Origin of the sequence: Vibrio sp. T20 (assembly GCF_007858795.1) — a bacterium.
In the GTDB taxonomy this organism is placed as follows: Bacteria; Pseudomonadota; Gammaproteobacteria; order Enterobacterales; family Vibrionaceae; genus Vibrio; species Vibrio satsumensis.
This window is the reverse complement of sequence record NZ_VFEB01000209.1, coordinates 1-321: the sequence shown is the minus strand read 5'-3', so window position 1 is coordinate 321 and position 321 is coordinate 1. Positions and strand designations below refer to the sequence as shown.

The 321-nt window shown below is 58.9% G+C and carries 1 protein-coding gene; it reads right to left on the bottom strand.

The window, feature by feature from the left end:
- Positions 1 to 321: VCBS domain-containing protein (locus FTW16_RS21430; protein ID WP_186728100.1), on the bottom strand; the 321-nt coding region annotated here is incomplete at both ends.

Sequence of the window (321 nt, the reverse complement as noted above, 5' to 3'; positions counted from 1 at the left end):
TCATCTTCGGTCTTCGTTGCGCTCACGCCCGCTACCGTTGGTGCGTCGTTCGTGCCTGTGATGGTGATCGTCGCCGTGGTTGGCGTGGTCGACAGCACATTGCCTTCGTCGTCGTATTCCACCACGTTGTAGCTGTACTCGATGGTCTCGGTTTCACCCGACGCCAACGCGTTGTACGCACTTGGGTCGACGGTGAACTCGCCATTGCTCAGGCTCACGCCCTTCGCATCGCCACTTGTCAGCGTCACGTCTTCGGCTTTCAGCTCATCGCTCGCATCCACATCACTGCTGTTCGCCAGCAAGTCAAGGGTGAAGCTTGCG